The organism is Streptomyces sp. NBC_01352 (genome assembly GCF_036237295.1).
In the GTDB taxonomy this organism is placed as follows: domain Bacteria; phylum Actinomycetota; class Actinomycetes; order Streptomycetales; family Streptomycetaceae; genus Streptomyces; species Streptomyces plumbiresistens.
Genome location: NZ_CP108354.1, coordinates 4,172,633 through 4,198,956 on the forward strand (window position 1 = coordinate 4,172,633; position 26,324 = coordinate 4,198,956).

Below are 26,324 nucleotides of genomic sequence, written 5' to 3' on the forward strand. Positions count from 1 at the left end.
AATGTGTCGCCGTCCCAGGAGGAGCGTGACCCGCGCGAGCGCCGGAAACCGTCGGCCACAGCCAACTCACCGGAGGACCGCATGGACACGTCGCGAAGTAGCTCTCAGCCCGCAGGACACATTTACGTCGAGGGCCACGCAGGGGTGCTTGTCGCTCGTCTCGACGGAGGCCCGCACGCGTTGTTCGATACCGAGATGTCCAAGCAGCTGAAAGAGTTGGTCGATCGTGCAGACCGCGATCCGGACATCCGCGCGGTCGTCTTCACCGGTACGCATCCTGACCGCTTCTTGAGTCATTCTGATGTGCGCTGGCTGCAAAAAGGTGGCACTGGATTCCCGCCGATCAACACGCGCGTGGCCCAGCTCGCAACGCGCACGGGGCGACTCATCAACCGAGTGCCGGTTGTCAGAACGCTCGCGGGGATGACCCGGCTCAGGACACTTCTGCAGCTCGACGGCTTCCATGCCACCTTCCTGAAGATGCAGTCAAGCGGCACCATCTTCGTCGCGGCGCTCAACGGTTCGGCACTTGCCGTCGGCACGGAAATGGCACTTGCCTGTGATCTGCGCATCATGGCAGACGGGGAGCATGTCATCGGCCTGACAGAAGTCCTGCTCGCACTGACACCGGGTGGCGGCGGCTCTCAGCGACTGCCTCGTCTGATCGGTAGGCAGCAGGCGTTGCTCTCCATTCTCGAGGGCAGGCCGTTCACGCCTGCGGAGGCTCTTTCGCTCGGTGTGGTCGACGAGGTGGTGCCACAGGAACAGGTCCTCGCGCGGTCGATCGAGCGCGCCGAGTATCTGAGTCTGCGCTCGAAGAAGTCCCTCGGAGCCATCAAGCGATCCATCAACTTCGGCAGCACCCTGTCGCTCGAGGACGGCTTGCAGTTCGAGCATGGCGAGTTCCTGGTCAGAGATCAATCGAAGGAAGCTCAGGGGCGGATGCTTGCATATATCGCCACCACGGACGCCACTGGCGAGCTCCCTCTGATGGATCGTGAGGCGTACGCGCGAGCACTCGCCGCCGGGGGGCTCCCCAGCAAGTAGATCGGGGCGATGTGGTGACCTCGTCCTGATCGGCGGTTCATCGCCTCGAGGCCGTTGCCGAAGCCAGTGTCGGGACACATGCGGAACGGTGCGACGGGCCGAATAGCTGACGCGTGCCGAGGCGGCGATGACAGCGAAGCCGTACGAAATGTCGAGCGCCGCCGCGCTTGGCAGCAGGCTGTCTCCAGTGGAGGTGACGGTGGAGTCGATGGAGACCACGGGGCGGATGTTGAACGTCGCCGTACCTGCCGACGACGGCATGCGTGTCAGTCCCGGCAGCTGCAGTTCTTGATGGTCCGCCCTGCACATCACGCTTGACCGAACTGAGGCGCCTCCGGATCCCTTCACCGTCTTCAGGGGCGTGGAGCTAACGGTGTCTCCTCCACGCGGTGTGCCGCCCACAAATGTGCGGTCCCCTTGCGGTGGCCGGGGATTCCCGACGCCTTCGGCGGACAACTGGCCCCGGCGCATCAATTCTGGTGGGTGTCGTCAGGGCCCTCGCCCCAAGCTGCCGCTCCGTCCCCGGTAACGAACACCTGCAATTGAAACGGATTCAGCGGGCCGCCGGTGCGATCGTCGGCTCAGTGGAGGGTGACGCCCTGGGCGGCCCTTCGGGTCCGGGTCCCCAGGAGCATTCCCGCTCGGCCGTTTTTCCTGCGCCTGGTGCCGGTGGCGAGTGCGCAGACGTCAGTCGGCGGTTCCGGCTCGTCGTCTGCTCGTGGTCTTTCCCGTACTGCTTCCCACGTTTCCCGAATGCTTCTCGAAGCACCGGGTGTGACCACTTGCCATCGGCCGACGACCCCCGTATGGTCGTACGAACGTAAGACATACGACCGTACGACATACGGACGTACTCCAAACCAAAAGGAGCTCGTGATGGCGACAACTCAGCCGGTGGCACTCGTGACAGGCGCGTCCACCGGGATCGGAAAGGCGGCCGCCCTCGCGCTCGCCGCAGCGGGTTTCGAGACGGTGGGAACGAGCCGGAAGACCTCGGGAGCCGACCGTCGCGACGGCGTGACGTTCCTCGCCCTCGACGTGGGCAGCGACGATTCGGTCGCCGCCGCGGTCGAGCAGGTGATCGAGCGGTTCGGGCGGATCGACGTCCTGGTCAACAACGCGGGCATCGGCTCCTCGGGCGCGTGGGAGGAAAACTCTCTCGCGCAGGCCGAGCGCCTCTTCAACACCAACGTCTTCGGTGTGATGCGCATGACCAAGGCCGTTCTCCCGCACATGCGCGCCCAGGGAAGCGGGCGCATCATCAACATCTCGTCCGTCCTCGGGTTCCTCCCCGCGCCCTACATGGCCAACTACTCGGCGTCCAAGCACGCGCTCGAGGGGTACACCGAGTCCCTGGACCACGAGATCCGCGAACACGGGGTCCGGGCCCTCATCGTCCAGCCGGGCGGTACCAAATCCGCGTTCGAGGCGAACACCGTCGCACCCGACATCCCCATGCAGATCTACGCGGAGCAGCGGGCCATCGCCGACAAGGTGGCGTTGGCGGTCAACGAGGACGGCGACGACCCCGCCACCGTCGCGAAGGCGATCGTCGCGGCCGCCACCGACTCCAAGCCGAAGGTGCGCTACACCGCCGGCCGGCAAGCCCGGCTCGTCAGCGCGGCGCACCGCATCCTTCCCGCCGGGGTCTTCGACGGACAGATCCGCAAGAGCAACAAGCTCCCCGGCTGAGATCTGCGGACGAATGATCGTACGAACGTAAGACATGCGGGCGTAATGCAAACCCAGGGGAGTTCGTGATGGCAACTCGGCCGGTGGCACTCGTGACAGGTGCCTCATCGGGGATCGGCAAGGAGGCGGTCCGCGCTTTCGCCGCGGCGGGCTTCGAGGTGATCGGAACCGCTCGCAACACCGCGCGAGTCACCGCGCCCGCCGGGGTGACCTACCTCGACCTCGACGTGACCAGCGACGAATCGGTCGCCTCCGTGGTCAAGCAGGTGATCGACCGGTTCGGGCGCATCGACGTCCTGGTCAACAACGCAGGCGTCGGCGCCAACGGCGCCGCCGAGGAGTTCTCCGTCGCCCGCACGCAGGACGTCTTCGACGTCAACGTCTACGGCATCATGCGGATGACCAAGGCGGTTCTGCCGCACATGCGCACCCAACGGCGCGGACGCGTCATCAACGTCTCCTCCCTCAGCGGGTTCGTGCCCAGCCCGTTCATGGCCATCTACACCTCGTCCAAGCACGCGGTCGAGGGCTACTCCGGGTCGCTGGACCACGAGGTCCGCGAGCACGGCGTCCGGATCCTGCTCGTCGAGCCCGGCCCGATCAACACCCCCTTCGGAGACCACAGCGTCCAGGGCGACACCCCGATGCCGCTCTACGCGTCGGGACGGCGCACCTTCGACGAGGCGCTGGCGACAAACCTCAGCGGCGGCGACGATCCCGCCCTCGTGGCCAAGGTCATCGTCTCGGCGGCCACCGACCGGAACCCCAAACTGCGGCGCACCGCCGGCTCGTCGGCCGCCAGAATCAGCGTGTCCCACCGCGTCCTTCCGGCCCGGATCTTCGACCGCATCGTCCGCAGGTATTACCGGATGCCGAACTGACGCACACCTTTCGCACCCCCGAACCCGCCCGAAAGCGACGGCGCGCCTTCGACGAGGTGATCGCGGATGCGGTGCAGGACGGCGATGACCCCGCCGTCGTCGCCAAAGTGGTCGTCACCGCGGCCACCGACAAGAAGCCGAAGCTGCGCTACACCGCCGGCCCGCCGGCCTCTCGCGTGACCACGGCCCGCCGTCTCGTCCCCGCCGCAACGTTCGACAGGCAGATCCGCAAGAGCAACCACCTGCCCACCTGAACCCCAGGTGGCCCTGACATCCCAGGTGCCCCTGAAATTCCAGACAACCGTATGTGTACCGAGGAGAGTCATGCAGCAGCAGCACCAGGACACGGTCCGGCGCAGTGCATCGAGCAACCGGCGTTTCGGGAAGGTGAAGAGGAACGGCGTCATCGCGCTGGCGGTCGCCGCGACGGCGGGCGTCCTGGTCTCGGCGCCGTCCGCGTCCGCAGGGACGGGACGCTCGACGGGAGGCTCGTACAGCGGAGCCATTGTCACCGACGTGAAGACCGTGGCGACGTTCGACTTCGGCGCCGGTGAGATCCCCGAGAACATCACCGCCAACCCCGACGGCTCGGTGACCCTGTCCATGCTCGGCAGCTGCGCGGTGTGCGAGCGCACCGACGGACCGCAGCTGATGCGCATCTCCCCGTCCGGAGAGCGCACGGTGCTCGTCACCGGGCAGGTGGGTGAGGCGATCAGCGGCAACACCCGTGGCAGTGACGGCACCGTCTACTACGCGCTGTGGGCCCCGGGCAACGCGGACCGCAACGGCGTGTACAAGCTGCTCGCGGACGGCACCCCGCAGCGCATCGCCGCCCTGCCCGCCGACTCCGGCCCCAACGGACTGGCCGTCGACGCGGCCGGACGCACCCTCTACATCGCGGACAGCCTCAAGGGCACCATCTGGTCCGTCCCGGTCTCAGGCGGATCGGCGACCCCGTGGCTGACCGACACCGCTCTGGCGCCGGTGCCGACCGAGGCCCTGCCGATCGGAGCCAACGGGCTCAGGTTCCACAACGGCGCCCTGTGGGCCACCAACTTCAACAAGGGAACCCTGCTGCGGATCCCGGTCACCACCACCGGCACGCCCGGCCCCATCCGCCAGGTCACCGGCGGCCTGCCCAACATCGACGACATCAGCTTCCTCACCCCCCGCTCCGACATCGTCTTCGCGGCACAGAACGGCTCCTCCTCGAACAACGGCCCGGACCGGGTCGTGGTGATCTACCCCAACGGCACCACCAAGCCCGTCCTGACCAGCGCGGACGGCCTCGCCTCCCCCTCCGCGACCGCGGTCCGCGGCGACCGGCTGTACATCACCGACGGCGGGGTCCCCGAGCCCCACGACCCCAAACTGCAGACCGCGAAGATCAACTTCCCCGCCCTCCTCGCAGGCGCGGCCCACTGACCCGGCCCGACCAGCCCGGTGGCCGAGGCGCAAAACCCCGGCCACCGGCCCCAACGGAGGAACACATCGTGCGATACGCGAAAGAACACAAGCAGGAGACGAGGCAGCGGATCATCGCGACGGCCGGCCGCCGGCTCAAGCAGGACGGCATCGACGGCTCCGGAGTCGCCACGCTCATGAAGGACGCGGGCCTGACCAACGGCACCTTCTACGCCTACTTCGACTCCAAGGACCACCTCGTCGCCACCGCGGTCGCCGACCAGATGCGCGCACAGCACGCCAACATCGTCGCCCAGGCGGCACCCGGCCGCGCCGGACTCGAACAGATCGTGCGCTGGTACTTCTCCCCTGAGCAGCGCGACAATGTGGAGGACGGCTGCCCCAACGCCGCCCTGCTCGACGAGATCGCACGCGCCACGGATCCCACTAGGTAGGCATACACCGACGGTGCGCTCGTCCTCATCGACGGCTTCGCCGCCCGCCTGGCACCCCACGACCCGCCCTCGGCGCGACTGAAGGCACTCGGCCTCCTCGGCATGATGGCCGGGACACTGCAGCTCTCCCGTGCCCTCACCGAGCGGCACCTCGCCGACCAACTCCTCGAACAGGGCGTCCGCAACGCCCTGGCACTGCTGGATGCCGAGCAGCACAACTGAGACGCCATCCGTGCCGATCAGAAGCTGGTCCGGTCGAACAAGGTCGGCGGCTCCCTCGACAACGCATCCGCGTCACTCTCGACGCCGGCCACCCGCCGGGTGGCCAGACGATCCCACACCCCCCTCGATGAGGGGAAGGAACGAGGACCCCATGAGTGCCTTCCACCCCGATCTCAAACGAGGTCGCTTCCTCCCCAAGGTGTCCGCCGGACGTCTGTCGTCGCGCCTCGTGCGGAGCGTGAAGTGGCGCGCGATCGATCCAGGGCCGGACGTCACGGTCCAGGAGATCGTCGTGCCCGGGCCCAAGGGCGCACCGTCCGTCTCGCTGCGCGTCTTCCAGCCGACCGGCCTGAAGTCAGCGGCTCCGGCGCTGCTCTGGCTCCACGGAGGCGGGACGATCATGGGCGCACCCGAGCTGGACGACCGTACGAACATCGCCTTCGCCCGCGAGCTCGGCATCACCGTCGCCGCGGTCCGTTATCGACTGGCGCCGGACCACCCCGCGCCCGCCGCGGTCGAGGACGCCTACGCCGCCCTGCGCGGACTGGCCGAGCGCGCGAGCGACCTGCACATCGACATCGACCGCATCGCGATCGGCGGTGCCAGCGCGGGCGGCGGACTCGCCGCCGCCCTCGCACTGCTCGCCCATGACCGGGCCGAGATCCGCCCGGCGTTCCAACTGCTCCTCTACCCCATGCTGGACGACCGCACGACGACCAGAACCGACCTGAAGAGCCTCAAGGTGCGCGTCTGGACGCCCAAGAGCAACCGGTACGCCTGGTCGTCCTACCTCGGCGACGCCGTCGCGGGCCCCAACGTCTCCCCCTACGCCGCCGCCGCCCGCCGCGAGGATCTCACCGGTCTTCCCCCGGCCTGGATCGGCGTCGGCACCCTCGACCTCTTCCACGACGAAGACGTCGAGTACGCGCGTCGGCTCAGTGACAGCGGCGTCCCCTGCCACCTCGACGTCATCCCCGGCGCCTTCCACGCCTTCGACCTCGTGTTTCCCAAGGCCGAAATCTCGCGGGAGTTCTGGCGCCGGCAGGCAGCAGCGCTGAAGGGCGCACTGTGAGGCCGACCGAAAGTGAAGGCAGACCGACATGCAGATCGCGGAGAGGGGTTGCGTCCTCACGGCGGCAACGGGATCGGGCGGGAAGTGGTGCTCGGACTCATCTCCTGCGGTGAGCGCGTAGCTGCCGTCGACCTCAGTGAGAGCGGGCCGGCCGAAACGGCTCGGCTCACGGCCGCGGCGGAGGGCCTGCTCACTACCGGGTTGCATCGGCCGGGATGCCCTGCTGCTCGAATGGCCTTTCGCGGCTTGTGCGACAAGATGAAGTCGCTGCTCTCCTCCGCTCCATCAGGGGCCGCCCCTCCACGGTGGACGACTTGAGCATCATCGGGGCCCTACGTCCGATTGTCCGCCGCGAGGGCCCGTCACGTCCCATGCACGCCTGTCGTCGCTCGCCGGAAAGCAAAGGCTGTTCAGTCCTGCGTGCGGCGCTCACAGCGCCGGAACGGGGAAGAGCAGGGACACCTGCGCGCCCGCTTCCCGGGTCCGCGCGCGCCCCGTGGCCCGCTCCGTCGTCCGATTCTGGCCATTGGCGAAGACGAACAGGCGCAGTACCAGGAAACGCCCGGTGCCGGCGAGCCCTGCGGCGGCGAGGTAGGTGACCTGCTCGTAGAGCGTTCCAGCCGACGGCTGCACCAGATGCAGGACGAGCACCGCGACGGAGGTCACCGCGTAGGCGGCCGTGGCCGATCCCGCGGACTGCCAGTGCTGGCGCCATCCGGCGTGCCCTGTCTTGAAAGTGAAGCGTGCGTGGAGCTCCGTACCGAGGGCAGTGGAGGCGATGGTGATCAGCGCGTTCGCCGCAGCCCAGGGCATCAGTCCGGCGAGCCCCGCCACGGCGGCGCTGGAAGCGACCCCGACACCGCCGCCGAACACGACGAACCGGGCGAAGGAGGCGAGTGGACCGGGGGCACCCGGGGTGGGTCGTGCCGCGGCCGTATCGGTCGCCGTGCGCTCCGCTTGCCGCGCCTCGTCCAGCATCCCCGGCTTCAGCTTCGGCGAGACCAGCGACTTCATGGGAAGTCCCTTTCGGGGAGGGAGTGGCAGGGCTCTTTGTGGCGGGTTGGCAGGACGCTGCACCAGACGCTCACGAGCCTTTGCATTACGACTATACGACAATAGGCAGGGAGTCGGTCCACAGGCAAGGGTCTGGCCGAGTTTGGATTATGACCGTACTCACATGAGTGTGCAGGGTCGCCGCGGCGCACGCGCCCGGTGCGACGACCGCTCCGCTGCTGCGAGGTCACCGGCCCGGGAGGCTTCCCCTCCGCGGCTTCTCCACCGGCGCCCTTCTCCACGCAACCTGCAGCGGCCGGGCGACCGGCGTGGGCCGTCCCGGACCCTGTCGGCGCCAGCCGTCCCGAAGCGACTTGCCTCCAGCCCGGGCGCTGGAGGCAAGCGTCTGACAGTGGCTGCGCCGTGTGATCGTGAGCGGATCTGATCGCGCTCGTGGAGCACGATCAGAGCGTCGCGACCCCCAGCACCAGCGGCGCCACGGCAACGAGCATGATGGCGGCCGGGATACCGACTCCCTTCGTGTCACCTCCACGCAGGTGCGTGATCACGGCGCCCAGGAAGTACAGGACGACACCGATCGCCGCCGCGATGCCCAACGGCCGGTAGACGATGCCGGCGAGCAGCCCCAGAGCGCCCGCGATCTTGACCAGGCCGAGCGGCAGGAACCAACTGTCGGGCACCCCGAGCGCCTTGAGCGGCTCTGTGATCTTCGGATCGCGGGTGAAGTCGGGAACGGCAGAGAAGACCAGCAGCAGGGACACCACGACAGCGAGGACGACATAGGCGATGAACACGGAGAACTCCAGAGGGGAGGAAGGGGACCGTCGATCGCGGTCCGGGAATACAGGGCGTCAAGCGAGGAGTGGCGGAAAATAATGTAAGTGCTTCAATCATTGACTGCAGCCGATTGTTTTCTGGCTTGCTACGGTCGGACCATGGCCAGCGAACGATCCGGCGGCACCGCCCCCGCCACCAGCGCTCCCGTCAGCTCCCCCATCAGCGACGACACCCCGGAACCCGCCGGTCCCGACTCCCGCCTCGCCCTGCTCCTGGCGCGGCATGGTGGCGCCACCGACACCTGGATCCGCGAGGCACTCACCGCCTCCGAGGTCACGCCACGCCAAGCCGTCGTGCTGATGTACCTCGACGGCGGTCAGCTCGGCCAGCGCGACCTCGGTGCCCGGCTGCGCGTAGACCCCAGCGTCCTGGTCACTCTCCTCAACGCGCTGGAGGACCGCGACCTCGTACGACGGCGCCGTGATCCGGCCGACCGCCGCCGTCACATCGTCGAGATCACCGAAGCGGGCACGGCCGCCGTGACCAAGCTCGACACCGCCATCGGCCACGTCGAGGACGAGCTCTTCGCCGACCTCACCCCGCAGGAGCGCGACACCCTGCACTCATTCCTGGCCCGTGTTCGCACCACCTACGACGGCGCCTGCGACGCCTAGCCGACCACGGACTGCTGAATACACGAACGTGGCCCGGGATGCGGAGCGCTTCACGCTCGGCACCCCGTTCTCGCAGGCGATGTGGCGGAGCACTGAGGGAACGCGGGTCCCGCCCCTTCAGCAGGAGTGGGCAACACCGATCGCTCCTGGTGACGACGCGATCCGTCGTGGCTGACGCCTACCGCCCGTCGGTGAGGAGCTGGCAGAAATACAAGATGCGCGAGACCACCGAGTGTGGACGATCACGTAATTCGCATGAGCGTCGACACACCGAGCCGGACGGGTCGCAGACCACAGTAAAACTGGGGCTGTTCGTCGGCAATTGCACCGCGCCGACAAGCTCAGCCCGAGCGGCGCGCGGAACTCGACGCACTCGGCATGCGCGGGCAGCAGCAGCCGTCTACTGGACACGCCCATAGACACCCAGACCGGCGGATGGGACACCCGCCTCAAATTAAAGCGGCTGACCCGAGCGCGGGACCCTGATTGGGACCGAGCAAGTCTTGTTCACCCAGCCGCGGCCGCAGCCGACCGGCGACGCCACGGCCGGCCCGCCTGCCCCTCCCGAAAGGGTGAAACAGACATCAACTCACGTCATCCTCTCAGGACTGCAACTGGGCGAAGAGCGACGCCAGGTCGACGAGGCCCCAGCCCTCGGTGATCTTACCGTCGACCACCCTGAACATGCGGAGCTCCAGCACCTTGGCCAATCGGCCGGTGGGGGGTGTGCCGTTGAAGGGCCGGGTGCTCGTGCCGGAAATGATGAAGCTGATCGCGAACCAATCGTCCTCGGCGACGACACGGACCGTCGTGAAGGTGACGTCGGGGAACGCATCGTAGACCGACGCCACCGCCGCGCGGTTCTCCTCGACGCCGGTGGTGGTGCCGTCGGCAGCGTAGAAGCGGTAGTCCGGCGCGAACAGGGCGAACACGCCATCGGTGTCCCGCAGGCTGAGTTGCCTGATGAACTCATCGGCGAACTGGTGCAAGTCGGTGGTGGACGTTCGGGTTTCGACGTTCGAGGAAGACATGTGCTTCTCCAATGTGAATGGACGGAGCGGCTCCGCCCCGGTGATGGACAGTGGAATCGGGTCGAACAGGTGGGTTGGACGAGTAGGTCTGGCACGTTTCCAGGCTGCGCGAGTGCGATGCCCTTCCGAGCCCGGGACGCGACGGTCACGAGCGCCATCGCTGGGAGGCCGCCATTCATTAACTTACGATCATAATTCCATCGGGGCCGAGGGGCCGCAAGCGAGTTCCGAGGCGAGTGGGACCGTGTGGCGGCCTACCAGTCGAGCCACATTCACCGATAGACCTCTCCTCATTGGGGACTTATGGCGTCCCCCGATATGGCGCACGCCGATCACGCCCAACCCTACGAATGATGGAATGGAAGCAGATCCGTCACCGTATCCGTCATCGCGCTGCCGTCATGGTCGGACTGCTTCAGTTGCGTCGAGGTTCCCAGACTCCGACTCGACCCCAACGCCCGCAGCCCAGGATTTGATTAGCGTGGAACTTGGGTGAAGAGGCAGCCCGCTTGGTGAGGATTTCACGCAACTTGAAGACTCATGTTTCCTCGAAGCAGAGCCAGGCACCCAGGTCCGCCACGGTCTTTTTTATGACGGGCCCACTGCTCGTCCTTCCAAGCGGCGATCTTCTCCACGTCGCGCTCAGTCGCCTTGCGGGAGGAGGCCTGCACGCTCAAGCTGATGCGGTGCAGCAGCAGGTCCATCCCGGCCAGTGTGTACTCCGCCCCGAACCGGCGGCGCACAACCTCGGCGATCCTCGCCAGGGTCCAACACTGGTCAGGCCAGCCGACAGTCGCTGGAACGACGTCCAATACTGTTTCCAGCTACCGCAAGTTGAGATGGCGTCCCTTGTCGTGCAACACCGTTGCGTTATGCCGTCCGGCGTCTTGTCAAGTTCATGAACGAGAGGACGGGACCCCTGGTAGATCCCTGTGGTGTCGAGCCCAGAGATCGTCGTACCGGAGGTCCCGTTGCCGCGGCATTTTGCCACCCCGCCACCCGTGGCGTCAGCTCATGATGTGTATGCTCCCGGCCACCTCGGAGAGTTGACGCAGGTCATCGACCCACAGTTGGTTGATGCGGTCCTCGAGGAGACAGGCTCGCGTGAGCGGCGCGTGCGGTTGCTGCCTGCGCGGGTGGTGGTGTACTTCGTGCTCGCCCTCGCCTTCTTCGAGCGCTCGTCTTGCCAGGCGGTGTGGGGCAAACTCGGGGCGGGACTGCACGGGATAGCGGTGGCGCGGCCGTGCGCCTCCTCGTTGTCGCGAGCCCGGCGCCGACTGGGCAGCGCCCCGCTGCGCCGCCTGTTCGAGATCCTGGCCGGTCCGGTGGCCGCCCGGGCACGGTCCGGCTCCTTCTACCGCGGTCTGCGGGCGGTCGCGGTGGACGGCACCACCTTGAGCATCCCTGACGAGGAGGCGGTGACCTGGCGCTTCCCCAAGCACGGCGGTCAGGTGCTCGAATTCGGCTACCCCCTGCTGCGCCTGGTGGCGCTGGTCGAGTGCGGCACCCGGGCCCTGCTCGGCGCGGCCTTCGGCCCGGACACCACCGGCGAACTCGGCTACGCGCGCCGCCTGCTGTCCCACCTGGACGCCTCGATGGTGCTGCTGGCCGACGCCTACTACGACGCATACGACTTCCTGGAGGCAGTGACCGGCACCGGCGCATCCTTCCTGCTGCGCTCAACCCGCAAGCGGCGCCCGACGGTGCGCCGCCCGCTGCCGGACGGCTCCTACCTGACCACCATCTGCGCCGGGAGATACAAGGCCGGGCGCGGTTACGGGCGGCTCGAGGTACGGGTCATCGAAGCCTGGATGAGCATCGAGCTGGCCGACGGCACCCGCCGCACCGAGCTGTGGCGGCTGATGACCAGTCTCCTGGACGCCGAGCGCTACCCCGCCCACGAGCTGATCACCCTGTATCACCGCAGGTGGCAGGCAGAGACCTGCTACTTCTCGCTGAAATCCACGATCCTCGACGGGCGGGTACTGCGCTCGCGGACGGTCCCCGGCATCGAGCAGGAGGTCTATGCCCTTCTGACGGTCTACCAGGCGCTGGTGCGGATCACCGACGACCTGGTCACGGCCCAGCCGGGCCTGTCGGCGGAGCGCGTCAGCATGATCGTGCTGCTCAACGCCGCCGCCGACCAGATAGTGGCCGCCCACGGCATCGCCCCGGGCGATCCGGTGGGCCTCGTCGGGGCGATCGGCCGTGTCGCCCTGGCCAGCCTCCTGCCGAAGGGCCGGCGCTGGAGGCTGAAGGCCCGAGTCCGCAAGCGCAACAGCAAGTACACGTTCACTACCGGCAAGCACCCCAGAACAGCCCAGACGTACACCCTTCACTTCGAGATGATCAAGGAAGGTGGAAGCCTTGACGTCACCAACGGTGGCTAAACGCAACGGTGTTGCCTTGTCGTGGCGTAGCCGATCACGGTTAGGGAGTGCGCCGGGGGCGTGTGCCGATGGGCTTTCGCTCCCTGCCTGTAAGGCGGGCCACCGTGCAACTCTCCGTAGTAAACGGGCAGTTCAACGCGGGAGGTGCAGGATGGCCCTGTCTCAGCATGACTTACTCCGGCTGCTTGAGTCACTACGTTCGGCGGACGAGCTCGAACTCGTCCGCACTGTGGCTGAGCGGATGCTCCAGGAGCTGATCGAGGCCGAAGCCACGGCCCGGATCGGCGCGGACTGGAACGAGCACACCGACACGCGCACCGCGCTTCGCAACGGCCACCGCGACAAGACGCTCAGCACCCAGGCCGGCGACCTGGACCTCGCAATCCCCAAGTTGCGGTCGGGGAGCTTCTTCCCCGCGCTTCTGGAACGACGCCGCCGCATCGACCAGGCCCTGTACGCGGTCATCATGGAGGCCTACGTCCACGGCGTGTCCACGCGGTCGGTCGACGACCTGGTCAAGGCCCTCGACGCGGAGACCGGGATATCCAAGAGTGAGGTCTCGCGGATCTGCCAGGACCTGGACGGCCAGCTGACCGCGTTCCGTGCCCGGTCCCTGGACCACGTCCGCTTCCCGTACGTCTATCTGGACGCGACCTACTGCAAGGCGAGGGTCGAGCACCAGATCGTGTCCCGCGCCGTGGTGATCGCCACCGGGATCACCGAGGAGGGTGGCCGGGAGGTGCTGGGCGTGATGGTCGGCGACAGTGAGACCGAGGTGTTCTGGACCGAGTTCCTGCGTCACCTGCGCGAACGCGGTCTGACCGGGGTCCGGCTCGTCATCGGCGACCACCACTTGGGACTGGTCAAAGCCATCCGCAAGGTCATGCTCGGGGCCGCCTACCAGCGCTGCAGGGTTCACTTCCTGCGCAACGTGTTCAGCGTGATCAACAACCGCCGTCCCGCCACAACTGATGCCACTGGTAGGCCGACTTCGGGCTCACCCGCAGGCGCCGTGCCACCTCGGGCGGCTTGATCTTCTGCTCGAACAGCTTGGCCGCCTGCAACCGCACCGTCTCCCGGTGCTGACGTCCCGCAGGGGTCAGCCCGCCTCCATCCGCATACCTCACACACCACGGAATACAGCCACTACCCCAGGCCCAGCAGGGACTTCAGGAAAGCTCACCCTGACAAGCCGAAGTCAGTAATGGACCCGAGCCTGGTGGTCCTGGACACCCAGAGTGTCCATGTGGCCGCCAGGGTCCCCGCCGCCACGAGTGGCCACGATCCGGCCAAGCGGGTGCCCGGCCGCAAACGCGGCCTGGCCGTGGACGTCCTCGGCCTGGTCATCGCGGTCGTCGTCCTCGCCGTGAACACCCACGACAACGCCGCGGGCATCATCCTGCTGGACCAGGTCGCCAAGCACGCCGACGGAACCGTCCGCAAAGCCCTGGTCGACCAGGGCTTCAAGAACCAGGCCGTCATGCACGGCGTCGGCCTGGGAATTGACGTCGAGATCGTCGCACGCAACCCGCAGGACAAGGGGTTCGTACCGCAGCCGAAGCGGTGGAGGGTCGAGCAGACCTACGGGATCCTGATACTGCACCGGCGCCTGGTCCGCGACTACGAGCACAGTCCCTCCTCTTCCACCTCCCGCGTCTACTGGGCGATGACCCACGTCATGACCCGACGCCTCACCGGCGCGAGCGCCACCGCCTGTGCCGCGGCGCAGGCGGTGGCAGTGTGAACATCCGGCCCCTGCTCGATGCCCTGGACCTCCAGGAAGACGCCGCCCGGGCCCTGGCCGACGACCTCCGCGCACAGCTCGACGGCCTGCAGACCCGATTGCGGGAGGCCGAGATGCACCTGGAGCCCCTCACGATCACCCGCAAGACCGTCACCGGCCTCGCCGACCGGCTCCCGGCCGTCGCGCCGGACCTGCCCGAGCACCCGGACTAGCCCCGCATCCTCGCCGCCTTCGACCACGCGACCGGGCCGCTACGGGCCAAGGACGTCTGCGGAGCCCTCGGCCACAAACTGCTGCCGAAGAACATCGAAGGCACCCGCGCCAAGCTGAAACGCCTGGTCAAACTCGAGATCCTCACCGAGGCCGACACCGGCAACTTCGCCAGGAAGCAATAGCCGACAAAACCTCCACCAGCGGCCTTGCTCCCACCTCAGCCAGAAACGGATATCACCTTATGAACCGCCCACTCAGGACTGCAACTGGGCGAAGAGCGACGCCAGGTCGATGAGGCCCCAGGCCTCGGTGATCTTCCCGTCGACCACCTTGAACATACGGAACTCCAGCACCTTGAAGGATCGGCCGGTGGCTGGAATGCCGTTGAAGGGCCGGGTGCTCGTGCCTGCCCAGATGAAGCCGATCGCGAACCAATCGTCCTCGGCGACGACACGGACCGGCGTGAAGGTGACGTCGGGGAACGCGTCGAAGACCGACGCCAGCACCGCGCGGTTGTCCTCGACGCCGGTGGTGGTGCCGTCGGCGGCGTACAAGCGGGCGTCCGGCGCGAACGGGGCCAACGCGCTGTCGGCGTCCCGCAGGTTGAGTTGCCTCATCAGCTCATCGGCAAACTCGTGCAAGTCAGTGGTGGACGTTTGGGTTTCGACGTTCGAGGAAGACACGTGCTTCTCCAATGTGGATGGCCGGAACGGCTCCGCCCCCGGCGATGGACCACCCCGTTGCCTTACGATCGTAATGCTATCAAGGTGATCAAGAGGCCGCAAGCGAGTTCCGAGGCGAGTGGGATCGTGTGGCGGCCTACCGGTCGAGCACCGGCGCACGCCGTCCGCCGTGAACGTCACGGCGGACAACGGGGCGCAGTGTGTGCGGCAACGAGCGCGCCGCGTCGGCGATGACGAACACCTGACGATCACCCGGAAGACCACCACTGCTCTCGCTGACCGTCTCCCGGCCCACGCCACCTCGCCGTCTTCGACGAGGCCACCGACCCCCTCCGGGCCCGTGATGTCTGCGAAGGTCTCGGCCACGAACTACTGCCGAAGAACATCGAAGGCACCCGCGCCAAGTTGAAACGCCTCGTCAAGCTCGACGTCCTCACCGAGGCCGGCGCCGACAACTTCATCAGGCAGCAGTAGCCGACCGGGCCCCCGCGACCAGCTGCCCTGCACCAACCTCACCGGGAAACGGACATCACTTCACGGACCGCCCTCTTAGAGCCAGACGGCAGAGGCAAAAGCACAGATCGCTTCGGCCGCGCGGGACCGGACAGGATCCAAGGCCGGGCCGCCACTAGCCCCGGCGGTCTGTTTGCCGACGGCGGCGGTCCGGGGCGTTGCGCTTTTCGGCGAATGCCTCGCTCAACGCGGACTTCATGATCCGGTGCGGCAGCACTTGACCGTAGGCGAGGGTTAGGTGGTCGCCGCAGGCGCGACAACGTCGAGGGTGCTCAGGTGAGTTCGCGTTTGAGGATCTTGCCGGTGGGGGTCAGGGGCAGCTCGTCGACGAACTCGACGACGCGCGGGTACTTGTACGCGGCGAGCCGCTCCTTCGCCCAGGCGGCGAGCTCGTCCTCGGTCATGGCGCTCCCGGCCTTCTTCACCACGACGGCCTTGATCTCCTCGCCGTGGGAGTCGTGCGGTACGCCGATGACGGCGACCAGTGAGACGGCGGGGTGTTCCATGAGCACTTCCTCGATCTCGCGCGGGTAGACGTTGAAGCCGCCGCGGATGATCATGTCTTTGGCTCGGTCGACGATGTAGTAGAAGCCCTCCTCGTCCTTGCGGGCGAGGTCACCGGAGCGGAACCAGCCCTCCCGGATCGCCTCGGCCGTCGCCTCGGGCCGTTTGTAGTAGCCCTTCATGACGTTGTGCCCCTTGATCGCGATCTCGCCGATCTCGTCGGGGCCGCCCGCGATCTCCAACCAGTCGTCGCGGATCAGCTTCATCTCCACGCCCGGGATCGGCACGCCGATCGACCCGACGCGGGGCTCCTGTCCGAACCGGGAGAAGGAGGCGACCGGGGAGGTCTCGGACAGTCCGTATCCCTCGAGGATCGTGACGCCGAAGCGGTCCTTGAACTGCTTGTGGATCTCGACGGGCAGCGCCGAGCCGCCGGCCACCGCCACGCGCAGACGCGCGGCCAGGCGGGCGACGTCGACCGTGGCGTCGAGGGCGGCGAGAAGGGCCCAGTACATCGTCGGGACGCCGGCGAAGAACGTCACGTCGTGGTCGAGCATGAGCCGCAGGGCTGTCCGCGCCTCGAACCTGGGCTGCATCACGATCGTGCCGCCGAAGGCGAGCGCGCCGTTCTGGATCACGGTCTGGCCGAAGGCGTGGAACAGCGGCAATGCGCAGAGGTACGTGTCGGGGCGCTCGGGGTCGGCGGCGAACAGGCCGGTGCCGGCGAGCGCGTTGTCGTACACGTTGCGGTGACGCAGCTCCGCGCCCTTGGGCCGGCCGGTCGTGCCGGAGGTGTAGAGGACCACCGCGGTGTCGTCCTCGTCGCGCTCGACCGTCCGGAACGTCACCGGCTGCCCGGCGACTGCCGCGGCGTACGGCTCCGGCTTGCCGTCCCCGGCCCACGGCGCGCCGCCGCTCTCGATCAGGAAGAACTCGCTGCAGCCGTCGGTGGCCTGGAAGCCCTCCCATGCGCTCTGCCCGATCGGCAGCTCCGGCGTGCCTTCGAACGCGAAGTACGCCTTCGCGTCGGAGTCGGTGAGGTGGTAGGCGACCTCGCGGGCCTTCAGCAGCACGTTCAGCGGCACGACCGCCGCCCCGGCCTTGAGGATGCCGAAGTAGACGCTGGAGAAGTGGGGCAGGTTGGGGCAGGACAGCGCGACCTTGTCTCCCGGCTGGATGCCGCGTGAGACAAGCAGGTTGGCGACCCGGTTGGCCGCGGCGTCGAGGGCGGCGTAGGTGATGCGGTCGTCACCGAAGACGATCGCGGTGCGCTGCGGGTACCGGGACACGGAATCCGTCAGTACGCGTGACGCGTTGCGGCTCGGGCTGTGCATTGTCGTTCTCCTGGTGGTCGGGTCGGGTGGGGTCCAGACGAAGGCCGGGGGCGGCACGAAGCCGTCGACCTCCCGGCCCAGCAGGGCGGCGAACTCGATGGTGGTGAGATCGCCACCGCCCGGGCCCATGGCCTGCAGACCGATGGACGGCCCGCTCCTGCCCTTGCGCACCGGGATGGCCGGAACAAGGGCAGGAAAGCCGGCTGGTGGTTGGTCGCGATACCGACGGGGAGGCTCGCCGGCTGGACTGCGACCTTGGCGTCGGCCGCTCCGCAGCACGGTGAGTACGTCGTCGACGGCTGTGGCGACATCGCTGCCGACCGGACGCGATGTCACCGGCGAGGCCGACCCCGAACCTCCGGGCGACTTCGCCGGCCGGTCCGCGCCCCAGCATCACTCAATGCGTGCCCTTGCCCAGATGGGTCTCGAACCAACGGGCTGCGGCGTCGGTGACAAGGTCCCGGGAAAGGTGAGGCCAGAACACCCCGTAGTGTCCCCCGGAGATCATCACGAGCTCCTTGGGCTCAAGCGCCGCATCGTAGGCTTCCAGGGCGAGCGAAGGCGGAGTGGTCTGGTCGTCGCCGGCGACGATCATCATCAGAGGCGTCGGGCTGATGCGGCGCATGAACGGACGCACGTCGTATGCCAGCGCCCGGCCGGTCGATCGGATGGTCACGCTGTTGATCCATCCTTCGGCGGGGCCTTCGGGACCACCGACAAGGTATTCGTAGTCCGCCGCGTCCTCGAAGAGGACGACTTGGTCAGCCGGATCGTCCGGCATCCGCACCAGCTGGATACGGCCAGGCTCCTCACCCTTGAGCCTTCCTTGCCTGTCCGCGTTCATGTTGTCGTTGATCGCGGTGAGCGCGCCTTCGCCGTTGCCCAGTACGAATTGATCGTGACCAGAGATGAAGGGCACCTGGCTGACGACAGCTTTCACCCGGCGGTCCGTGGCGGCCACGACGAGGACCATTGCCCCGCTGTAGCTTGAGCCCCACAGGCCGATGCGGTCGCTGTCGAGCGCTGGATGCTGCTCCACGAAGGACAGGGCCATCTGCAGGTCCCGCTCTTGGGCGACAGGATCGACGTCCTGGCGCGGCTCCCCGTCGCTGCTGCCGCACGTCTGCTGGTCGTACAGCAGGGCCCCGAACCCCCGGGCGACGAAGGCGTCAGCGACATACTCGAGGCGGGTGATCGACGAAGAGAATCCAGGGGTCATCACGATGGTGGGATGCGGACCCTCGGAGTCCGGGGTCATCACCCAGCCACGCAGGACGACCCCGTTGTCGGCGCGAAACTCGATGTCTTCCTTCACCGACGCGGCCGCAGCCACATCCTGGTTCTTCAGGCTCATTTCTTCATCCCTCCGGTATGACGACTGACGGTCGCTCGGGCGAGCGCCGATGTGTTGGGCGGGCGGTCCCAGCCGGTTCGGGCAGGGACGTCATGCGGACAGGTCAAGGAGGACTTTTCCGATGGTTCCGGACTCCACTGCCCTGTGGGCATCCGCGATTCGCTCCAGCGGATAGTGGTGGAAGGGCAACCCTCTGGCTTCACCTACGCCGATCACCCCGGCTGCCAGGGCCCTGTCGATGGATGCGACGGCCTTGTCGAGAACGGCGTCGGTCATCTTGTACAGCAGCACGAAATGCCAGGTGACGCTCAGATTCATCTGGGCTCGGACCGGCATGGTGACGTCGTCGCCGCCGTTGTTGGCGTAGACGACGATCAGCCCGTGCGGCGCGAGGACCGCGAGGTCCAGGCCGACGTTGGTGGACGGAGAGACCTCAACGACGATGTCCACCCCGTCCGGCGCGAGTCGCCGTATCTCGGCGGCGGCGTCCTGCGTGCGGTAGTTCACCACCATCGGTGCGCCGGCGGCCTTCGCGAGGCGGGCCTTGGCCTCACTGCTGACGGTCGTGATCACGCTCGCACCGGCCCACGTCGCCAGCTGGATCGCGGCATTGCCGACGGCACCGGCTCCCCCCGCGACCAGCACGGTGACCCCTGCGAGCACCCCCGGTCCGAGCTGGGTGGGGCCTCCGGCACGGAGTGTCAGCGCGTGATGAGCGGTGATGAAGGGGACCCCGAGGCCGGCACCCAGCTCCAGAGAGGCCGTGTCGGGCAGCGGGCGGACGAATCGGGCCGGAACCGTGGCGTACTCCTGCGCGGTCCCCTCCAGGCGCTTGAAGGCGACGAGCCACAACCACACCCTGTCCCCGGGTGCGAAGTCCTCGACTCCTGGGCCGACGGCGTCCACGATCCCCGAGCCGTCGAGGTGCGGAACCTGGACCTGCCCGTCGGGGATCGGCATGTGGATGCCGCCGATGCGGGTCTTCCAGTCGGTCGGGTTGACGCCTGAGTAGTGGATCCTCACCCGGACCTCACCTGCGCCCGGATCTCGTATGGGGAGGTCGACAATGCGGAGCACATCGTGACCTCCTGTGGCTGCGTAACCTGCGGCTCTGATCTTCATCACTCCTTCTCTCGGCGACCTTCAGAGGCAGAACTGACTGACGGTACGGCCCGAGTTCTTGTTGCCGGGACGATCGGGAGGCGTAGAAAGGATGTGTGCTTTCCCCCCAGGTGAATCGAGGTGCGTCCACTGAAGACGGACGATGGGCGATCCGACGGATCGTTGTGCAGGAATGGTCCCGACCCCTGCATGGCATTCTTGAAGTTCGAGAGTCGAGTCTCCGGCGCCGAGCCGTAAACCCAGTCGGAGCCCCGCAGGGTCAAGCTGAGACGCCAGCCCGGTGGTAGGACCACGCTGGTGGGCCACAGTTCGACATCGAGTTGGTAGATCTCGTAGGGAATGACCTCGGATGCCCGCTCATGCGAATGGAACGGCCGGTACGGCGTACTAAGACGCTCATCGAGCTCCCGGTGCGACATTCGCAACCACCCCTTCGTCACTGCGCTGAAGGGATCAATGGCGCCTTGAAACACGTGCTCATTCCCAGCCGGGTCAAAGGCGCGCAGCACTGCGAAGATGTCCGCGTCCGTAGAGGTAGTGGATACGAAGAGCCGGCAGGCAACCGGTCCCGTGATCTCGGTGGTCTCCTCCATCGGTTCGGTGGTCCAGGAGATGCCCTCGCCGTTGGCGTCAAAGGAAACGACCGATTCCGTGACGGCACCAGGGTGCATTCGATCGATGTCCAGTTGCAGATCGGTCCAGGTCGTCCCGGGAAGTGGCCATGCGTCTTCGTGTCGCACCTCCGTCGTTCCATCGACGTGCCGAACCTTCATCTGAATGCGGGGCTGTTCGTCCCAGCCGTTGTCTTCACCCTTGAGGAAGTGATCGAAGAACCGGCGCTGGAGGTCTACGCCATAGTCGGTGTAGAACTCCACCCAATGTTCCCCGTCATGGATCTCAAGCCATTTATGCGTCGAGGATGCCCTGCAAAAACCTTCGATATTGCCGCGAAGGTGCAGTCCCTGCCCGCCCCAGTTGCCGGCGGACAACAGCGGCACATCAACGTGGGACAGATCAGCCTGGCGCTCACCGTAGGCGTCGATGAACTCGTTGTCGCGGTGAAATTTCGGCAGGTCAGCGCGGTTCGCAGCGAGTGCGGATTCACCCAGCGTTTCATCGCCGCAGACCAGTTCACCGGTTGCAGCGCTCCGCGGTCCCGCCTTCCCTCGTCCGTGCTGGACCGACAGCACCTGCATCTCGTACCAGTTCAGCAGCATCATGCTCAGAATGCCGCCATGGCGTGCACCCTCTCGGTAGAAGTCGGAGGCGCCCTCCCATACGCAGATCGCTGCGAGAGGACCTGGCTTCAGCGCGGCCACCCGCCACTGGTTCATCCCGTAATACGAGATTCCGTTCAGGCCGACCTTGCCGTTGCTCCACGCCTGCCGGCCCGCCCATTCGATGCATGCGCGAAAGTCCTCGGTCTCTCGCGCGGAAAACGGATCCAGAAAGCCGGGTGACCGGCCGGCACCACGAGAGTCCACGCGAACGATGACGTAGCCATGGGGAACCCACTTCTCCGGGTCCACTACCTCCCAGCACTGGTGGACGTTGGTCGACCCAGTCACCGTGTCCGGATGTTCCTCGGCCATCTTGTTCCATGCCGTCGGGTACCCGTCGGCGAACGCCAGACCTTTCCCGTAGGGACCGTAGGTCATGAGCGTTGGATGTTCCCGGCCGTCATTCGGACGGAAGACGTCAGCTCGCAGAATGATGCCATCGTCCATCTCGATCGGCACGTCTCGTTCGATAAGCATCATCTTCGCCACTTGTTCTTGCGTATCCACGTCAGTCTCCAGTCTTGCGCCTGCCACCGGGAACTCGCCCACGTCGACGGCTCTGGCTCATGGGAACGGGCGATGCGGACTCGGCGAATTCAGCCGTCGACACGCTCGAGACATCTCCGCGGGTGAATTGCGCCGTAGATCGCCGCCGTCAACCGGCGTAAAGCACGGTCGCGATCATTGCCCCGGAGGCGGCGAAGGCGCCGGCCCGGCGGCCAAGGTCATGGCGAATTTGGCCGCAGTAGGCCGCCGACAGCGAGTCGGTTGCCAGGTGAGTGTTCGGCGAGCTTGTGGATCTGCTCATTCTTCCCTGACCTTCTGAACGGGTCCTTGAGGACATCCGCTCGATTGGCCGGCGCCACATCGAGGTCAGATCAGAATGCCGCGGTGAACGACCCGGCGACATGTGCTCACTCACACTGTCAGCCGTCTGCAATGTGTCCGCGACACATAGCGTCGCTCACACCGCCCTCCGAGACTGAGTGCCCGAGGCATCGAGCACGTGCGCCGATGTCTCCCGCAATCGGGGAGGTCGACGCATGCGCGAACCCAAGTCCCGTCGGGCAGTCGTCGTCGGAGGATCGATCGGCGGTCTCACCACCGCACTGCTGCTGCGCGGCCTCGGCTGGGACGTCGACGTCTTCGAGCGATCGAACCGCGACGACGCCCGCGGTGGCGGCATCGTGCTGCAGCCGGACACGATCCGCTGGTTCACCGAACGCAGTACGCAGGCGCTGGAGAGCCTCACCACCTCGACACATCTCGTCCAGTACCTGGGCAGCGACAATCACGTAGCCCACCGGGAGCAGGCGCAGTGGTCCTACAGCTCGTGGGCGACCCTCCACTCGGCGCTGCTGCGGGACTTCGGGGCCGAACGGTACTGGCGCGGACACCGCGCCGTGGCGGTCGCTCAGGACGCGTCGGCTGCGACCGTCGAGTTCGACAATGGCAGCTTTGCCACCGGCGACCTCGTCGTATTCGCCGACGGGGTGAACTCAGTGGGCCGGCAGTACGTCTCACCGAACACCCCCATCCGGTACTCCGGCTACATCGGGTGGCGCGGCCTCGTGCCAGAGCGTCTGTTGAGCAGCGAAACGCGTGCGGTTCTTGAAAACTCCGTGACCTACGCGCTTATGCCGGACTCACACATCGTGATGTATCCCGTACCCGGCCCGATAAAAGACGGCACAACCGAAAGGCTTATGAACTTCGTCTGGTATCGCAATGTTCCGGCGGGACACCCACTCGATCGGTTTGTCGGGGGCGCATCCGACGGGGTCCTGTCATTGCATCCGGACCAGGTTCCGCATATCGAGGTCGAACGGATGCGGACCGACGCGGCTCGCGACCTACCGCCCGCAGCCGCCGAGGTTGTTTCGCGCTGCGACGCTCCCTACGTCCAGGTCGTCAGTGACATTCGCGCCGCACAGATGGTCCGAGGCCGGGTCGCGATACTCGGTGACGCCGCATGCGCCGCTCGCCCGCACGCGGCGGCCGGCACCGCCAAGGCCGCTGCCGACGCGTGGAGTCTGGCCGCGGCAATCGAAAAGACCGGCGGCAGCCTGGACCAAGCCCTTCAGGTCTGGGAGCCGGTTCAACTCGCCCTGAGCGCTCAGCTCGAGTCGCGCGTCCAGTCCATGGGCGAGCGTTCACAGTTCGACAACTCCTGGCGCCCGGAGGATCCCGGACTCCGGTTCGGTCTCTACGGGCCCGGCATCTGATGGAGACGGAAGGAGCATCATGAGTGAGAGGTCCCGCGCTCACCGAAACGCGCCCATCGCGAGCAGCCTTGATCTGCCGCTGGCAGGCGAACTGATCGCCAGCGACTTTGCCAGCTGGACTGATGAGCTGATCGAAGAGTTCCGCGTTCACGCGCAGGACGGACATGTGGGTTCGCGGCTGCTCAGCGAAAATCCACGCGTCCGGGTCTGGGAGATTCGGCTGGCGCCGGGCGAACGATGGCACGCTCATCGTCACGTGCTCGATTACTTCTGGACAGCTATCACGTCTGGCCGCAGCATTCAGCACACGCACGACGGAACGACTCGCGCCGTGGAGTACGAAGCAGGCGAAACGCGTCATTTCAGATTCGCGCACGGCGAGTTTCTGCTCCATGACATCGAAAACGTGGGGGAAGCAGATCTGGTATTCACGACTGTCGAACATCTCGACAGCGAGAACTCACCCCTGCCGATCGATTCTTGATGAGCACACCCTCCAGGCCGGCGACCTGCTCCTGTCATACCCTTGAGTCGGGATCACGGGCGACAGTCACCTGCGAGTCGTCAGGTCGGAGGGCACCTCTTGAGCAAGCCGATGTCTCACGAAGTGACGCCGACCGCTGTGTGGATCGCAGCGCTCGAGTTGCTGGCCCGGCAGGCCGGAGCAGGGAGTTCGGCCGAAGACCTGCACCAGAGACTGGTCGCGGTGGGGCGCCAGCTCACCGGCTTCGACTTCTGCGCGGTTCTTCTCCCCGACGAGTCGAGAACTCAGCTGCTCATCCGTGCTTGGGCGGGTTTGGACACCTTCTACGTCGAGCAGATCAACTCCCGGAACCCGTTGACGCTCGGTAGCACCGGGAGACAGTCGCCCTCCAGCAGGGCCTTTACCTCCGGAGTTTCCGTCTGGGTATCCGACATCACGCAGCACGCTGACTTCACGCAGTGGTCCGGGCCGGCGAGGGCGCAGGGTTACAGGACGCTGCTGGCTGTGCCGCTGCGAGCGGGCGACCAGATCGTCGGGACCTTCAACTGTTACAACAGAGAGGTCATCGCCCCGGATCCACAGCTTCGCCACTTGGTCGAGGCCCTGACGGATTTCGCGAGCGCGGCTCTCGAAATCACGCGGCTCCGCCAGGCGGAGACCGGCCGAGTGAATCAGCTCGAGGATCTCAACAAGGAACTACGCGACCGACAGGCGCGGGACGAGCGATCTCAGGAGTTGCACCGTCGACTTACCGATGTGGCGCTCACCAACTCGGATCTCGCCCACCTCGCCCATGAGTCCGTGCAGATGGTGGGCGCCGGATTCCTGAAGATCGTCGACGACTCGGGTTTCGTGCTGGCACAGGCGGGCTCCGCCTCGGTCGAAGACCTGACGCCGGAGGACTCGAACTCGGCAGTGGTTCTCCTGCACGGGGAGACAGCTGCACGAATCGAAGCTTTTGGCGCGACCCTCGACCCCGACATGGCAGCTCGCGCACTCGAGCACGCCGCGACCGTCTGCGCGCTCCTCCTGCTGCGCGACCGGACCGCGGCCGAGGCCGAAGCCCGATTCAGAGACGATCTGATCGGGGATCTCTGTTCTGGCGACCCTGAGCGGCGCGCCGCGGCCCGGCAGCGCGCACTGCGAGCAAACCTGCTCGTCGACGACGTTCAGGTGGTCGTGATGAAGGATCAAAGCGATGGCAGTGCCGCGAACGTCGACAACTCGCCGCTCGGACGCCGGATGCGATCCATTTCAAGCCGACGACCCCGCCTTGTGTGCGGCCGGCTCAGCGACTACTGGGTCGCTCTCTGGCCGATCAATGAAGACGCCGAGGACATCGCCGCCACCCTCACCCAGGGCGCGATCGGCTCTCAGGTACACGCGGTAGTGGCCCCGGCCAACGGTTCAGAAGACCTGGCCAGAGCGTTCCGGATGGCACGAGGCGCGCTGGAACTCGGCGGCTCCCAGGCTCCGCTGGTTCGCACCATCGAGGACCTGGGGGTGGTGGGCTTGTTGCTCCAGCTGGAGGACCACAGGGCCGTCGCGAGCTTCAGTGATCGCGTGCTGGGTGCACTGCGCCAGAGCGATCTCGAGCGCTCGACAGACCTGATCTTCACCCTGCGAACCTACTTGGCCCATGATTGCCGCGCCGATGTGTCCGCTCAGAAGCTCTTCGTTCACAAGAACACGATCTCCCAGCGGCTTCGGCGCATCGAGAAGCTGACGGGACTCTCTCTCGCAAGTCCTTCAGACGTCCTGCAGTTCAGTGCCGCCTTGGCAGCTGACGACATCCGGGCAGCATCGAACTCCTCGGCAACCGAGCGCCAGTCAGTCCCTCACCCCTGAGCGCTGTGCGCTCGCTGTTTTGTCGTACGTCGGCGTAACCCTTGCTCGGGGCACGGAAGCAGTCACCATGTACAACCTCGCCGCCCTCCTCGAGCAGTACACCGGCGCTTCCGCCGAGAGGGACACGATCGGAACCGTGAATTCTCGCCTGCCGCACCGGTAGGTGAACGGCGTGGCCAACCGAGTCACGCTCCTCCTGGCGTCGAAGGGGCTCCGCCCCGGTGACGATGTTGAGCAGCACACTTGAGGTGCCACCGTCTCGTCAGGCGGTGACTCGTAGATCGCTGCCTCCGTCCTGGCATCTTGGCGTGATCCCGTCGAAAGTTGGCATTCATGCCATGGCGCCGGGGGCGGCAGGCGG

20 protein-coding genes and 5 pseudogenes are annotated in these 26,324 nt (G+C 66.7%); 15 read left to right on the forward strand and 10 right to left on the reverse strand.

The features are described from left to right. The first annotated feature begins 195 nt into the window (after nucleotides 1-195). The 7 genes and pseudogenes from OG252_RS19270 (at nucleotide 196) to OG252_RS19300 (ending at nucleotide 6,773) form a co-directional block, all read left to right on the forward strand. The gene (locus OG252_RS19270) at nucleotides 196-1,047 is read left to right on the forward strand and encodes an enoyl-CoA hydratase/isomerase family protein (RefSeq protein WP_329337473.1); all 852 of its coding nucleotides are present in this window, start codon (nucleotides 196-198) and stop codon (nucleotides 1,045-1,047) included. Between the two features lie 876 nt (nucleotides 1,048-1,923). Further along, nucleotides 1,924-2,739 (forward strand): oxidoreductase, encoded by an 816-nt coding sequence (locus OG252_RS19275; RefSeq protein WP_329337474.1) that lies wholly within the window; start codon nucleotides 1,924-1,926, stop codon nucleotides 2,737-2,739. Nucleotides 2,740-2,807: 68 nt separating this feature from the next. Continuing rightward, entirely contained in the window at nucleotides 2,808-3,620 is an 813-nt protein-coding gene (locus OG252_RS19280; protein ID WP_329337476.1) for an oxidoreductase, read from the forward strand. Nucleotides 3,621-3,691: 71 nt separating this feature from the next. Continuing rightward, nucleotides 3,692-3,874, forward strand: coding sequence for a hypothetical protein (locus tag OG252_RS19285; RefSeq protein WP_443068414.1), 183 nt, complete (start codon nucleotides 3,692-3,694; stop codon nucleotides 3,872-3,874). 70 nt (nucleotides 3,875-3,944) lie between these two features. Further along, nucleotides 3,945-5,045: an SMP-30/gluconolactonase/LRE family protein gene (locus OG252_RS19290; RefSeq protein WP_329337478.1), complete on the forward strand. Its 1,101-nt coding sequence runs from the start codon at nucleotides 3,945-3,947 to the stop codon at nucleotides 5,043-5,045. Nucleotides 5,046-5,110: 65 nt separating this feature from the next. Continuing rightward, a pseudogene (locus tag OG252_RS19295) lies at nucleotides 5,111-5,701 on the forward strand (TetR/AcrR family transcriptional regulator). A gap of 151 nt (nucleotides 5,702-5,852) precedes the next feature. Further along, nucleotides 5,853-6,773, forward strand: a complete 921-nt coding sequence (locus OG252_RS19300; RefSeq protein WP_329337480.1) for an alpha/beta hydrolase — start codon at nucleotides 5,853-5,855, stop codon at nucleotides 6,771-6,773. A gap of 429 nt (nucleotides 6,774-7,202) precedes the next feature. On the opposite strand, the gene OG252_RS19305 is transcribed toward OG252_RS19300, so the two are convergent. Together OG252_RS19305 and OG252_RS19310 are read right to left on the reverse strand one after the other, a co-directional pair. Further along, on the reverse strand, nucleotides 7,203-7,787 hold the full coding sequence (locus tag OG252_RS19305) for a hypothetical protein (protein ID WP_329337482.1): 585 nt from the start codon (nucleotides 7,785-7,787) through the stop codon (nucleotides 7,203-7,205). Nucleotides 7,788-8,230: 443 nt separating this feature from the next. Further along, nucleotides 8,231-8,581, reverse strand: a complete 351-nt coding sequence (locus tag OG252_RS19310; RefSeq protein ID WP_329337484.1) for a DoxX family protein — start codon at nucleotides 8,579-8,581, stop codon at nucleotides 8,231-8,233. Between the two features lie 141 nt (nucleotides 8,582-8,722). Between OG252_RS19310 and OG252_RS19315 the strand changes: the two genes are divergently transcribed. Further along, on the forward strand, nucleotides 8,723-9,238 hold the full coding sequence (locus tag OG252_RS19315; protein ID WP_329337486.1) for a MarR family winged helix-turn-helix transcriptional regulator: 516 nt from the start codon (nucleotides 8,723-8,725) through the stop codon (nucleotides 9,236-9,238). Nucleotides 9,239-9,840: 602 nt separating this feature from the next. Here OG252_RS19315 and OG252_RS19320 read toward each other — a convergent pair. Both OG252_RS19320 and OG252_RS19325 read right to left on the reverse strand, forming a co-directional pair. Next, a complete protein-coding gene (locus tag OG252_RS19320) occupies nucleotides 9,841-10,269 on the reverse strand; it encodes an ester cyclase (RefSeq protein ID WP_329337488.1) in 429 nt (142 codons plus the stop codon). Nucleotides 10,270-10,813: 544 nt separating this feature from the next. Then, nucleotides 10,814-11,093: pseudogene (locus OG252_RS19325) on the reverse strand (helix-turn-helix domain-containing protein); the annotation flags it as partial. Between the two features lie 195 nt (nucleotides 11,094-11,288). Here OG252_RS19325 and OG252_RS19330 point away from each other — a divergent pair. Together OG252_RS19330 and OG252_RS19335 are read left to right on the forward strand one after the other, a co-directional pair. Continuing rightward, the gene (locus OG252_RS19330; RefSeq protein WP_329337492.1) at nucleotides 11,289-12,659 is read left to right on the forward strand and encodes an IS4 family transposase; all 1,371 of its coding nucleotides are present in this window, start codon (nucleotides 11,289-11,291) and stop codon (nucleotides 12,657-12,659) included. A 151-nt stretch (nucleotides 12,660-12,810) separates the two neighbouring features. Then, nucleotides 12,811-13,606, forward strand: a pseudogene (locus tag OG252_RS19335) (IS256 family transposase); the annotation flags it as partial. Between the two features lie 3 nt (nucleotides 13,607-13,609). On the opposite strand, the pseudogene OG252_RS19340 reads toward OG252_RS19335, so the two are convergent. Further along, nucleotides 13,610-13,786 (reverse strand): annotated as a pseudogene (locus tag OG252_RS19340) (helix-turn-helix domain-containing protein); the annotation flags it as partial. Between the two features lie 80 nt (nucleotides 13,787-13,866). On the opposite strand from OG252_RS19340, the pseudogene OG252_RS19345 reads away from it, so the two are divergent. Together OG252_RS19345 and OG252_RS19350 are read left to right on the forward strand one after the other, a co-directional pair. Further along, a pseudogene (locus OG252_RS19345) lies at nucleotides 13,867-14,403 on the forward strand (transposase); the annotation flags it as partial. Beyond that, nucleotides 14,400-14,615 (forward strand): hypothetical protein, encoded by a 216-nt coding sequence (locus OG252_RS19350; protein WP_329337496.1) that lies wholly within the window; start codon nucleotides 14,400-14,402, stop codon nucleotides 14,613-14,615. The pseudogene OG252_RS19345 and the gene OG252_RS19350, both read left to right, overlap by 4 nt. 255 nt (nucleotides 14,616-14,870) lie before the next feature. Here OG252_RS19350 and OG252_RS19355 read toward each other — a convergent pair whose 3' ends face one another. The 5 genes from OG252_RS19355 to OG252_RS19375 all read right to left on the reverse strand — a co-directional run bounded on the left by OG252_RS19355 (nucleotide 14,871) and on the right by OG252_RS19375 (nucleotide 21,913). Next, nucleotides 14,871-15,233, reverse strand: a complete 363-nt coding sequence (locus OG252_RS19355; protein WP_329337498.1) for an ester cyclase — start codon at nucleotides 15,231-15,233, stop codon at nucleotides 14,871-14,873. Between the two features lie 851 nt (nucleotides 15,234-16,084). Beyond that, nucleotides 16,085-17,650, reverse strand: coding sequence for a long-chain-fatty-acid--CoA ligase (locus OG252_RS19360; RefSeq protein ID WP_443068495.1), 1,566 nt, complete (start codon nucleotides 17,648-17,650; stop codon nucleotides 16,085-16,087). Between the two features lie 397 nt (nucleotides 17,651-18,047). Then, the gene (locus OG252_RS19365; RefSeq protein WP_329337502.1) at nucleotides 18,048-19,004 is read right to left on the reverse strand and encodes an alpha/beta hydrolase; all 957 of its coding nucleotides are present in this window, start codon (nucleotides 19,002-19,004) and stop codon (nucleotides 18,048-18,050) included. 90 nt (nucleotides 19,005-19,094) lie between these two features. Then, nucleotides 19,095-20,126, reverse strand: a complete 1,032-nt coding sequence (locus OG252_RS19370; RefSeq protein WP_443068415.1) for an NADPH:quinone reductase — start codon at nucleotides 20,124-20,126, stop codon at nucleotides 19,095-19,097. Next, nucleotides 20,126-21,913, reverse strand: a complete 1,788-nt coding sequence (locus OG252_RS19375) for a CocE/NonD family hydrolase (RefSeq protein ID WP_329337506.1) — start codon at nucleotides 21,911-21,913, stop codon at nucleotides 20,126-20,128. Before OG252_RS19375 ends, OG252_RS19370 begins: the two co-directional genes overlap by 1 nt. 536 nt (nucleotides 21,914-22,449) lie before the next feature. On the opposite strand from OG252_RS19375, the gene OG252_RS19380 reads away from it, so the two are divergent. The 3 genes from OG252_RS19380 to OG252_RS19390 all read left to right on the forward strand — a co-directional run bounded on the left by OG252_RS19380 (nucleotide 22,450) and on the right by OG252_RS19390 (nucleotide 25,963). After that, the gene (locus OG252_RS19380) at nucleotides 22,450-23,631 is read left to right on the forward strand and encodes an FAD binding domain-containing protein (protein WP_329337508.1); all 1,182 of its coding nucleotides are present in this window, start codon (nucleotides 22,450-22,452) and stop codon (nucleotides 23,629-23,631) included. 19 nt (nucleotides 23,632-23,650) lie between these two features. Next, a complete protein-coding gene (locus OG252_RS19385; RefSeq protein WP_329337510.1) occupies nucleotides 23,651-24,115 on the forward strand; it encodes a hypothetical protein in 465 nt (154 codons plus the stop codon). A gap of 99 nt (nucleotides 24,116-24,214) precedes the next feature. Further along, a complete protein-coding gene (locus OG252_RS19390) occupies nucleotides 24,215-25,963 on the forward strand; it encodes a helix-turn-helix domain-containing protein (RefSeq protein ID WP_329337512.1) in 1,749 nt (582 codons plus the stop codon). Nucleotides 25,964-26,324 lie beyond the last annotated feature (361 nt).

Coding starts and splice junctions, on each gene's coding strand:
- OG252_RS19270 (WP_329337473.1), top strand. CDS start 196: ATGTCCAAGCAGCTGAAAGAGTTGGTCGATCGTGCAGACCGCGATCCG.
- OG252_RS19275 (WP_329337474.1), top strand. CDS start 1,924: ATGGCGACAACTCAGCCGGTGGCACTCGTGACAGGCGCGTCCACCGGG.
- OG252_RS19280 (WP_329337476.1), top strand. CDS start 2,808: ATGGCAACTCGGCCGGTGGCACTCGTGACAGGTGCCTCATCGGGGATC.
- OG252_RS19290 (WP_329337478.1), top strand. CDS start 3,945: ATGCAGCAGCAGCACCAGGACACGGTCCGGCGCAGTGCATCGAGCAAC.
- OG252_RS19300 (WP_329337480.1), top strand. CDS start 5,853: ATGAGTGCCTTCCACCCCGATCTCAAACGAGGTCGCTTCCTCCCCAAG.
- OG252_RS19305 (WP_329337482.1), bottom strand. CDS start 7,787: ATGAAGTCGCTGGTCTCGCCGAAGCTGAAGCCGGGGATGCTGGACGAG.
- OG252_RS19315 (WP_329337486.1), top strand. CDS start 8,723: ATGGCCAGCGAACGATCCGGCGGCACCGCCCCCGCCACCAGCGCTCCC.
- OG252_RS19320 (WP_329337488.1), bottom strand. CDS start 10,269: ATGTCTTCCTCGAACGTCGAAACCCGAACGTCCACCACCGACTTGCAC.
- OG252_RS19355 (WP_329337498.1), bottom strand. CDS start 15,233: ATGAGGCAACTCAACCTGCGGGACGCCGACAGCGCGTTGGCCCCGTTC.
- OG252_RS19360 (WP_443068495.1), bottom strand. CDS start 17,650: ATGCACAGCCCGAGCCGCAACGCGTCACGCGTACTGACGGATTCCGTG.
- OG252_RS19365 (WP_329337502.1), bottom strand. CDS start 19,004: ATGAGCCTGAAGAACCAGGATGTGGCTGCGGCCGCGTCGGTGAAGGAA.
- OG252_RS19370 (WP_443068415.1), bottom strand. CDS start 20,126: ATGAAGATCAGAGCCGCAGGTTACGCAGCCACAGGAGGTCACGATGTG.
- OG252_RS19380 (WP_329337508.1), top strand. CDS start 22,450: ATGCGCGAACCCAAGTCCCGTCGGGCAGTCGTCGTCGGAGGATCGATC.
- OG252_RS19385 (WP_329337510.1), top strand. CDS start 23,651: ATGAGTGAGAGGTCCCGCGCTCACCGAAACGCGCCCATCGCGAGCAGC.